Here is an 11115-nt window from a genome sequence, read left to right as displayed (position 1 = left end):
GATGGAGCACTTATGACGTTTTGACAGGTGACGTTAATGGCGATGGTCGGACTGATTTGATTTGGAACGAAACAGGAGACATCAATCGCACTTACGTCGGACTTGCTAACAGTAATGGAACTTTTACATTTCTGGGGGCACAAGATCGCCCGGAAGGAGGATGGAGCACTTATGACGTTTTGACAGGTGACGTTAATGGCGATGGTCGGACTGATTTGATTTGGAACGAAACAGGAGACATCAATCGCACTTACGTCGGACTTGCTAACAGTAATGGAACTTTTACATTTCTGGGGGCACAAGATCGCCCGGAAGGAGGATGGAGTAATTATGACGTTTTGGCGGGTGACGTTAATGGCGATAGGCGGACTGATTTGATTTGGAACGAAACAGGAGACATCAATCGCACTTATGTTGGACTTTCTGATTTCTAAATTTGCCTATAAGGGGTAATTTAGATGTGTTTCCTCTGGAGTTTAAGGGAGGGCAAACACATCTAAATTCCTCTTTCTTGATAACAACCAAGGTTAAGAATCAACGCTCATAATCAGCATTTATCTGCCCTTCGGGCAAGATAACTAATTTTGAGCTTATTGATAATAAAATCTTTTTATTGACATGATGCGCCTATTAATAGATGTTAAGCTACTTGCTTTAACTGTGATTTCGCTAATTTATCAGGTGCGATCGCTCCATTCTCTGTAATGATGGCTGTAATCAACTCTGCCGGAGTCACATCAAATGCTGGGTTGTAAAAATCTACACCCGCAGGAGTGAGAATGGTATCGCCAACTTGATAAATTTCTGTTGGTTCGCGTTCTTCAATAGGAATTTTGCTACCATCGGCTAATTCAAAATCAACAGTGGAAAGCGGTGCAGCTACAAAGAAAGGGATATTATGTGCTTTAGCTGCGATCGCCACACTATATGTACCAATTTTATTAGCAGTGTCACCATTAGCAGCAATGCGATCGGCACCCACAACTACAGCATGAATCAAACCTTGTTTCATGCAATGGGCTGCCATATTATCAGTAATTAATGTAACTGGAATACCTTCTTGTACACATTCCCAAGTGGTGAGTTTTGCGCCTTGCAAACGAGGACGAGTTTCATCGGCAAATAAACGTTCTAAACGTCCTTCCCTCCATGCAGAACGCACCACACCCAAGGCTGTGCCATAACCAGCAGTAGCTAACGCCCCAGCGTTACAGTGAGTGAGCAGCCTCAGCTTTTCTGGGGTAGACGGTAAAACAGCCAAACCATGATCACCAATCGCTTGACAGGTTTGTAAATCTTCAATATTAATTGCTTGGGCTATTTGGAAAAGAGTTTGCTTGATGTCTTCTACTGTTCCCAGCGTTTCGTAGGCGGCTTTCAGCATCCGGCTAATTGCCCAAAATAAATTTACCGCCGTTGGACGAGTAGAACGCAACAACTGAGCTACTTTATCTAAGTGTTGCAAAAATTCGTGGCGATCGCTTGTTTTAATTTCCCTTGCACCAAGATACATTCCATAAGCCGCAGCGACACCAATTGCAGGCGCACCCCGGACAATCATGGTTTTAATCGCCCGCGCCATATCTTCACTGCGGTGAATTTCTACAAATGTATATTCGTTGGGTAAGCGAGTTTGGTCAATTAGTGACACTGAGTCATTGTGCCAAATAACGGGATAAACCTGGTTTGTAGAAGGTGTCATAGAGAGAGGTAGTTAGTAGATGGGCAATATTTTTTACTTTAACAAGAAAGAATTTAGGAGCCAGAATTTAATTCTAAATTCTGCGCGACTGGTGAGGCAGTGCGCCCTTGCGGTTCCCTAATTTGTACCCTTACGGGGAAGCAAGCTACGCTCAAGCGCGTTCCCGCTCTTTAGCAACTGCCGTTAACGAGGAAAGAGTGTCACCTCTTGTAGAGAGCGTTTGAATAACCGTGAAACACCACACCAAATTTTCTTGTTTTGTAATCAACTTTCGTAGTGGCGGGTCTGAATTCCCCACTTAATTTATTATGAATTCTGCATCTTGTTTAATGCACTTTGATGATTGAATTTTAAAAACCAAAATTCAATTAACTATTTCTAGCTTTGCTGCGTGGATGGCTACTTAATATTGTTTAACTAATTTCCTGCTTATCTATTTTAACTGTCCTTGCCTTCTCATTAAAAAAGTGAGATTATGTTTCGCTAAAGCGTTGATAAAAATAGACATATTTTTAGCATATAAAATACCTTTGCTTTAACTCTATGCCGAACTCACACCTTGATGAAAAATTGAACTAATTACTCAAAAGTTTTAAATATAACTATGAAACGTATTGTGATTTGCTGCGATGGAACTTGGCAACAGTTAACAAGTCTTTACCCAAGCAATGTAGTTAAGCTAGCTCAATCCGTGAAACCGATCGCTAGTGACGGGGTTACACAGATCATATTTTATGACGAGGGCGTTGGAACCGAGAGTCAAAAGGTTTTAGGGGGAGCTACCGGACTAGGAATTGATAGAAATATAGAAGATGGCTACCGATTTCTTAGCCTCAACTATGTTCCTGGTGACGAAATCTATCTGTTTGGTTTCAGTCGTGGTGCTTACACAGTTAGAAGTCTGGCGGGAATGATCTATTGCTCCGGTCTTCTAGACCGCCCCCATGTCACCAAAGCACATGAAGCTTACGAGCTTTACCGTAACCGGGGTGTTAAACCCAAGGATAAGACAGCAGTGGAATACCGTCAAGCTTACGGCGATCGCGTCCCGATCACATTGCTCGGTTGTTTTGACACAGTTGGGGCCCTTGGTATTCCTGGGATACCCGGCTTCAGCAAGTTACACGAGCAGCTGAATAAGCGGTACAGATTCCATGACACTACTTTAAACAAATGTATTCAAAATGCATTGCACGCGATAGCGATCGACGAAATCCGCGAAATCTTTGATGTTACCCCCATGAAAAAGCATCCTGAGGCCGACGAAAGCCAGAGGATAATTCAAAAGTGGTTCCCAGGTGGGCACGGTTGTGTTGGTGGTGGAACGGAAGAACATAGTGGGTTATCAGATGCTGCCTTACAGTGGATGATTGATGCCATCGGTGAAATGAAATTGGGGCTTGACTTCGATACAAGTGTGATTCCGACAGGTATTAACCCTAATTATGAATGTGACTTTAAAAACGATGTTGGATTCTTTAAATTCGCAGGAATCAAGTTTCGTGAGGTTAGTGATGCCATTGAAGACCTTCATGAAAGCGCGATCAACCGTTTGAAAAGTCGCAAAGACTATCGACCAAAAAATCTACAAAATATTATTTCCAAACTGAAATAATTGGAATTGATTTTGTTAATAGAAACAGATAAATTTCGAGTCTATTTAATACAGAATTGCAAAAAATTAGGTAAAAATTTATGACGGGAAAAAGAGATACATCTAAAGACGGTTTAGATAACAAAATTCAAACATACGTTTTAACGAACTTTAAACCGATTTGGCAACTTCTCCAAAGTAACAAATCTATTGCACGTAAAGTTAATAAAACTTTGCTTAACAGCCTCATCTATAAAATTCCGACTCGTCCTAACCCCTACAGTATGATGAGTCTAGATGAGCATATTCCTGATACTGAAATTCCTAAAAAAACTGATACTTATACTTCCTGGGAATCACTCAACGATCGCACTTATACAGGACGACATCTACCACCCGATCCCAAGCTAAACGCTGAAGGCAATTTACCTAAAGTTGAAGACCTAGCTGTTTTATTTCGTAAAAGAGATGGTAAAACCATTTACTCTAGCAAATCAACTATGCTGTTTCCCTATTGGGTACAGTGGTTTACAGATAGCTTTCTCCGCCTCGATCACTACAATAAACTAAAAAATACTTCCAACCATGAGATTGATTTGTGTAATGTTTATGGTTTAACCAGAAAACAAACACACCTTCTAAGAAGGTTTAAAGGAGGCAAACTAAAATCTCAAAAACTTAAGCGCCAAGATGGTGTAGAAGAAGAATATCCCTTGTTTTATTATGCCGATCCAGCACAGGGTAAAGTTGACGCTCAATTTGAGGGTCTTTATGAACCTGTGAATGATGAAAAAAGGCAGCCCGTAGATAAAAAACAATATATGTTTGCGATGGGAGTAGAACGAGCAAATGTGCAAATTGGCTATGTCATGCTCAATACTCTATGTTTCCGGGAACATAATCGGCTTTGTGATGAATTAGCAAGCAATTATCCAGATTGGGATGATGAACGCCTCTTCCAAACATCGAGAAATATTCTCATGGCGATTATTCTCAAAATCATTATGGAAGAGTACATTAACCACATCACTCCCTATGACTTTAAGTTGTTTGCTGATCCTGAAGCTTTTACTAAGGAAAGCTGGCATCGTCCCAATTATATGGCAATTGAGTTTGACTTTGTATATCGCTGGCATAGTGCGATTCCAGAGACTTTCAACTATAACGGTCAACCAACCCATATAGTTACATCCCTTTGGAACAATAAGATGTTTATTGACCAAGGTTTAGGGGCATTGATGGAAGAAACTTGTTCTCAACCAGGTACAAAAATTGGTTTATTTAACACCCCTGATATATTGGTTGAGTTAACTGAATTACCCTCAATTCGACTGGGACGGCAGTTGCAATTAGCAAGTTACAACGATTATCGAGAAATATGTGGTTTTCCCAGAGTCACGACGTTTGAGCAAGTTACTGGTGATAAGTTTGCTCAAAATAAACTCAAAGAATTATATGGTCATGTTGATAATATTGAGTTCTTTGTAGGACTTTACGCTGAGGATGGGCGGAAAAATTCAACTATCCCTCCGCTAGTAGCACGTTTAATTGGGATTGATGCTTTTTCTCAAGCACTAACGAATCCTTTATTATCACCCAATATCTTCAATGAAAAGACCTTTTCTCCTGTGGGTTGGGAAATTATTCAAAATACCAACACTGTCTCTGATTTACTTAATCGCAACGTTCCTCTCTCAGGCAGAAAGTACAAAGTTAGTTTCGACCTTCACTTAAGATCGGCTTTTAATGCGATCGTACCCTAACTTTTAAAAGCTTGTTATGCATAACATATTGTAAAGAAGACGTTAATGGAGCGATCGCTCTTAATAATACTCTTTTCAATCTATCACTTGAAGCTGACTTGACAATAACTGCAAACAAGCGATGTCTAAGCAGCTTTAAATAAACTCAATTGATTAATTAATCCTACCTAAAAAAATGAAACTATTTACCGAATACCCAGAAAAGGACGAAACCAAATATTCCGATCTTATGAGTGAGCTAGTCAAAAAGAACATGGAAAATCTTTACGGAGGTAAAAAGAAAGAAACTGCAAAGAGAGATACCCACTCTAAAACTAACGCTGCTGTACAAGGGACTTTAAAAATCTTTGACTTTGATGAAGCAGCAATTAAACAGGAATTGAGCAAACGCACCTCATTAACTGAAGCTCAACTTCAAGCCATTTCCCTAAAACAAGGTTTATTTGCCAAACCCAAACAATATCCGGTTTGGCTACGATTTGCAAATGGAGCGTTTTCAGTAAAGAATGATTATGAAGGAGATACACGCTCCATGGCCGTAAAGGTGATAGGGGTAGAAGGAAAACGACTACCGCAAAGTCACGAGTTAAAAACCCAAGATATTATTGTCCACAATACCGAATTCTTTTTTGTTAGAACCATCAAGGACTTCCATAGCTTTTTTGTGGCGGTTTATCGAGCAGGGCTGTTTCCGCTTTTTAAGCTGTTGGTGCTTTTTTGGCTAAAGTTGCATCCCTACGAATCCACTCTTTTACAAACTAGTTTCAAACGCTTTCCCAAGAGTTTGCTCACAGAACGCTATTGGAGTGCTTCGGCGTTTTCTTTGGGACTCAAATCTGATTTTGACCCATCTCAACCAGGTCGAGTTCCTGTGGAATATCCGGTTGTAATTAAATATGCATTTACTCCAGTTTCCAGTCAACCACCTCATCAACAACTTCCTCTCGAATCCAGACCAGAAAGTGAGCTTCAGCGTGCCAAAGCCTCAGGTTCAGAGGACAACTACTACCGAGATGATATCATTCAAGCTTTAGCAAAGCCTGATGCTGAATATTGTTGGGATTTTCAAATTCAATTTCAAACTAGCCCAGAAATGTCTATTGATGATACCACTATTGTTTGGAATGAACAGGAATCACCCTTCATTACAGTTGGTCGCCTAACAGTTAAGCATCAGAAGGTTGATTCTGCTAAAGATAATGACTTTGGGGAAAATCTCAGTTTTTCTCCTGGGAATGGTCTAGCAGTGCATCGTCCTGTCGGTGCTATCAATCGGTTACGCAGCATTGTTTATCCTATCGTTGCTAATGACCGTCATCAAAAACGAGGAGTCAAATACCAGGAACCAACTGTCTGATTTTCAGTAGAGTAAAATGACAGGTTTGCAAATCTTCAGCGATCGCACAGTTGCAGCAGTACCGTTTTCATAAGCAAATGAATCGCCCACACCTGAGTCACAAGTGTGGGCAATTCATTCTACAAAGAATTAACTAGACAACAGCAGCTACTTGCTGCTTAAAGAAAGCTTGCAACACTCTCTCTGCTATTTGATGGCTGGTTAAACCTAATTCTGTCTTAGATTCATTGGGTTCAGCATGATCTACTAATACATCTGGTACACCGAATCGCTTGACAGGAACGAGAATATCTGCATCTAGTAAAGCTTCAGCGATCGCACTACCAAAGCCACCCATGACACAGCCTTCTTCTAAGGTGATAACGCGGCCGATTTTCTTAGCTAAAGGTAAAATCAACTCGGTATCCAAAGGCTTAACAAAACGGGCATTAATTACAGTTGCTTCAATGCCGTGTTCACTGAGAATTTCCGCAGCTTGCATTCCTGGATAAACCATTGTGCCATAGCCGACGATTAACACGTCATCGCCTGTACGCAGAATTTCTCCTTTGCCGATTTCCAAAGGTTCCCAACCTTCTTCCATCAAGGGAACACCGTAGCCATTGCCACGAGGATAGCGCATAGCGATCGGGCCACTATGGTTAACGCCAGTTACTACCATGCTTTGCAGCTCTGCTTCATCCTTGGGTGCCATTATTGTCATATTGGGAATACAACGCAGATAGGCAATGTCATACATACCTTGGTGAGTGGGGCCATCGGCACCGACAATTCCGGCTCTATCCAAGCAGAAGAATACCGGCAGGTTTTGGATGCAGACATCATGAATTATCTGGTCATAAGCGCGTTGCAGAAAGGTAGAATAAATAACCGCAACGGGGCGCATCCCTTGAGTTGCAAGTCCTGCTGCTAGGGTGATTGCGTGTTGTTCAGCAATGCCGACATCAATATATTGATTGGGCAGTTTTGCTTGAAGTTTATCCAAGCCTGTCCCCGTTGCCATCGCCGCAGTAATCCCAACGATTTTCGGGTTTTGTTCGGCAAGTTTCACCAGAGTGTGAGAAAAGACTTTGGCATAAGCTGGGGGTTTGGGTTTGCTGGAAGGAATGGCTTTGCCAGTTGCTACGTTGAAGGGGCTTTGGGCATGGTAGCCAACTTGATCTAGTTCGGCAATTTCATAACCTTTGCCTTTCACTGTTGCCACATGTACTAAGACTGGGCCTTGTATCTGATGTGCTTGTTGGAAGGTGGCAATCAATTCTTCGATATTATGCCCATCCACTGGCCCAATGTAGGTAAAGCCGAGTTCTTCAAAAACTGCACCTACCTTTGGAACAGCCAAGCGTTTCATACCTTCTTTGATGCGTCCGAGTTCGGGAGACAAGGATTCACCCACGAAGGGAATTTGCTTAAATTGTTCTTCAAGATTATCTTTAATAAATTGCACCGGCTGGCTGAGGCGCATTTTGTTCAGATAGCGGGGAATCGCGCCGACGTTGCGAGATATAGACATGTCGTTGTCGTTGAGAACAACCAACAGGTTAGTTTTTGGCAAGTGTCCGGCATGGTTGATGGCTTCTAAAGCCATACCCCCAGTTAACGCCCCATCCCCAATCACAGCAACGGCTTTAAATTTTTCTCCTTTTAAGTCTCGTGCTAAAGCCATGCCCAATGCTGCTGAAATACTTGTAGAAGCATGTCCAGCCCCAAAGTGGTCAAACTTGTTTTCACAGAGTTTGAGATAACCTGCAACTCCGTCTTTTTGTCTGAGGGTGTGGAAGCGATCGTATCGTCCTGTAAGCAGTTTGTGGGGATAAGCCTGGTGTCCTACATCCCAAATCACTTTATCCCGATCTAAGTCCAGTGTCTGGTAAAGTCCTAGTGTTAATTCTACAACACCCAACCCTGGCCCTAAGTGCCCACCATTAACTGCTACGGTTTGGAGATGCTTATCTCGAATCTGACGGGCAATCTGTTGCAGTTGGCGAACAGATAAACCGTGCAACTGATTAGGATGGGTGATTTCGCTCAGATGCATATTATAGGGTTTTCCTCTCTAACTTCAGGTTTTCGGTATTTTGATTTTCCCACGGACGGGTTGTTCACATAATCAGACTCTTACATTGTTACTAAGTTGTAGCGGAAAGTATAACTTCGTAATCGATAATAGTGAAAAATTTGTTAACCATTAACAATTCGGTCAAAAAAGGTTGAAAAAAGTTAAACTCAAAGCACATTTGTCAATAAGTGATGCTACTTAAAGATAGTTGGTAATCCGTAAAAAAAATACATGATCCAGCAGCAGTTTGCGGAGATGCCTTAGCTGGATCGCTCACTTTATCTAAAGTCAGTATTTTTTTAGTAAAATAACCTTTCTAAATTAATAATTATAAAATTTTGTATTACTTTTAAGATAACTAGCAAATAACATGCAGATTAGAATCACAGTATAAAGTTTATAAATTAATCTGTGCAATAATTTAAACTTTCCTAAATTATTTGTAAACAGCAAGATTCCCGACTTTCTACAATAGTCGGGAATCTAAGACTTTCGGTTTGAACGAAATCAAATAGGATTACTATTTACCAAAAGCATCTTTGATATTATCAACAGTGCGCTCAACAACATTCTTTGTGTTGTTTACTGCTTCTTTAGTCCGAGTTGCATCTTCGTTTGCTCTTTTCTGAATTGTAGCCGCATCTTTCTTTGCTTTGCGCTCAACAAAACTACCATTGTCTGTTGATTCATCAACTTTACTGGCATTGCTCTTTGCAGCTTCCTTAACTTTATCTGCCGTATCGTCGATGAAATTTTTGGCTCGTCCAGCATCTTTACTGGTTTTTTCTTGAACTTTATCGCCTGCGTCTGATGATGCGATCAAGGTTGCAGTAGGAGCAGCCATTGCTGAAGTGTTCGATAAAAATGCCCCTTGCCAAACGAAAGCGATCGCTAACATACAAAACAGTGTTGTAGCCATCCAGCGTTTTACCGTAGAAAGCTGTTTTGTAACATAATTCAATTTCATAGAATACAATCTCAATGTGACTTAGTATACTATTTCTACTTCATTTAGTTTATTCGCCATATCGTTCCCTAGATAGAAGTTCTTGCGTCATTAGTTATGAAATGAATTCACTATTTTGATAGATTGAATTTTGAGCCAAGATTTTTTTGTTGGTAATTAAGGAGCGAATTAAACAGTTCACAGATTTTATACATGAGCTTAGACGCGTAGGAGCTTGTTGTTAAACACTGCGCTTAGAGAAAAGTTAGCGATCGCCCTTCAATTAATTAACTTGCGATCGCACCCGCAATGCTATTGTCCAGGCTTTTGGCCAAGCAAGTTAATACTCTACCTAACCGTAAATAACGCTTCTAAAAGGTTATATTTTGACTAATTAATCGAGCGGGCAAATGGCGTATTTTATTCTGAGCAGGCATATATTATATATATTTTTATAAAATACATATATGTGCCCATTAAAACATAAAAACTAACAGTGAAGTGCTGTGAATTCGACAAACCTCTCTATGCTTTAGTGTTGTGTCATCGTCTGAACTTTCTGCACAGACTAACACCAAGAAAGCATCACGCTGACATCAATTGCTGAAGGCGCTGTGGCTCCTCTCCTAGCCAATCTGGATTTTGGGCAGTGCTATCGAAAATTGATGAGGTTTTGAAAGGCTCAAACTCGCCGCGTGATGCCGCTTCTGCTGTTTTTGCTAAAAGCGATCGCACCTGCTGGTCATTCATTGGCTGGAACGTCCGCACTGCTTCAAAAGTTTGCTCTAGAATCTCCATGTTGTCAATTCCGGTAATCACAACCGATGTAGGCAGATTCAAAGCATAGTGTAAACATTCAATTGGCGTTACAGTATTTGACCTTAAAATAATACCGTTTGCCAAGCTTTTCATTCCCAGAACGCCGATGTTTTGTTTAACCAGTTCTGGCACAACCAGCTTTTCAAAGCTCCGGTAGTGGGCATCCATCACATTGAGCGGCATCTGTGCTGTATCAAATTTAAACCCGTTAGTGGCTGCAACTTCCAGCATGTGCAAATGAACATACGGGTCTTTGTGCCCAGTAAAACCAATATATCGGAGTTTGCCAGCTTTCTGTGCCTCAATCAAGGCAGCATTCGCCCCTTCTTCGTCAAAAACTCGATGTGGGTCTTCGTGCCGAAGGATTTCGTGGTGCTGAACGAGATCGATGCAATCAACTTGCAGGCGTTGGAGTGATTCGTCTAGCTGTTTTGCTGCTGCTTTTTTAGAACGACCATCGATTTTGGTCATCAAGAATACTTTATCTCGATAGCGATCGCGCAACGCCTTTCCCATGCGAATCTCGCTGACTCCACCGTTGTAATCCCAACTGTTATCCATAAAGGTAATGCCACGATCAATGGCTGTTCTAACAATTCGGATTGCTAATTGCTCATCAACGTGCTTCAAGGCGATGTGCCAACCACCCAATCCAATGGCGGAAACTTTTTCTCCTGTACTGCCGAGAACTCGATATAGCATTTCTGAATTTGACGTAGTTCCTGCCATCTATTCTCCAAGTCTTTCAACTATTACTTAAATACATATAGATATGTGCCAATTCAAACACAAAGATAAGTTGACAATATCTTGCTGAAGATACACTTTTCAAGCCGATCAGGAAATTATTGAAGAAGCCAAAATACCGATGGCAA

The 11115-nt window shown here is 41.1% G+C and carries 8 protein-coding genes; 4 read left to right on the top strand and 4 right to left on the bottom strand.

The features are described 5' to 3' along the window. Positions 1 to 434, top strand: a 434-nt coding sequence (locus tag LC608_RS16595; RefSeq protein WP_229554581.1) for a VCBS repeat-containing protein, incomplete at its 5' end; no start/stop codon positions are given. Between the two features lie 206 nt (positions 435 to 640). On the opposite strand, the gene mtnA is transcribed toward LC608_RS16595, so the two are convergent. Continuing rightward, positions 641 to 1702 carry an S-methyl-5-thioribose-1-phosphate isomerase gene (gene mtnA / locus LC608_RS16590; RefSeq protein WP_229554580.1) on the bottom strand — a complete coding sequence of 354 codons (1062 nt, stop codon included), beginning with the start codon at positions 1700 to 1702 and terminating at the stop codon, positions 641 to 643. Positions 1703 to 2306: 604 nt separating this feature from the next. Here mtnA and LC608_RS16585 point away from each other — a divergent pair. The 3 genes from LC608_RS16585 (at position 2307) to LC608_RS16575 (ending at position 6416) form a co-directional block, all read left to right on the top strand. Beyond that, a complete protein-coding gene (locus LC608_RS16585) occupies positions 2307 to 3317 on the top strand; it encodes a DUF2235 domain-containing protein (RefSeq protein ID WP_229554579.1) in 1011 nt (336 codons plus the stop codon). Between the two features lie 80 nt (positions 3318 to 3397). After that, entirely contained in the window at positions 3398 to 5059 is a 1662-nt protein-coding gene (locus tag LC608_RS16580) for a peroxidase family protein (protein WP_229554578.1), read from the top strand. 175 nt (positions 5060 to 5234) lie between these two features. After that, positions 5235 to 6416 carry a catalase gene (locus LC608_RS16575; RefSeq protein ID WP_229554577.1) on the top strand — a complete coding sequence of 394 codons (1182 nt, stop codon included), beginning with the start codon at positions 5235 to 5237 and terminating at the stop codon, positions 6414 to 6416. Positions 6417 to 6549: 133 nt separating this feature from the next. Here LC608_RS16575 and dxs read toward each other — a convergent pair whose 3' ends face one another. From dxs to LC608_RS16560, 3 genes are all read right to left on the bottom strand, one after another. Then, on the bottom strand, positions 6550 to 8454 hold the full coding sequence (gene dxs / locus LC608_RS16570; protein ID WP_229554576.1) for a 1-deoxy-D-xylulose-5-phosphate synthase: 1905 nt from the start codon (positions 8452 to 8454) through the stop codon (positions 6550 to 6552). 541 nt (positions 8455 to 8995) lie between these two features. Continuing rightward, entirely contained in the window at positions 8996 to 9442 is a 447-nt protein-coding gene (locus tag LC608_RS16565; RefSeq protein ID WP_229554575.1) for a hypothetical protein, read from the bottom strand. A 564-nt stretch (positions 9443 to 10006) separates the two neighbouring features. Then, positions 10007 to 10969 (bottom strand): aldo/keto reductase, encoded by a 963-nt coding sequence (locus LC608_RS16560; RefSeq protein ID WP_229554574.1) that lies wholly within the window; start codon positions 10967 to 10969, stop codon positions 10007 to 10009. Positions 10970 to 11115 lie beyond the last annotated feature (146 nt).

It is taken from the genome of Nostoc sp. XA010, assembly GCF_020829625.1.
GTDB lineage: Bacteria > Cyanobacteriota > Cyanobacteriia > Cyanobacteriales > Nostocaceae > Nostoc.
The sequence above is the reverse complement of the archived record's forward strand: the minus strand, read 5'-3'. Positions and strand labels throughout refer to the sequence as shown.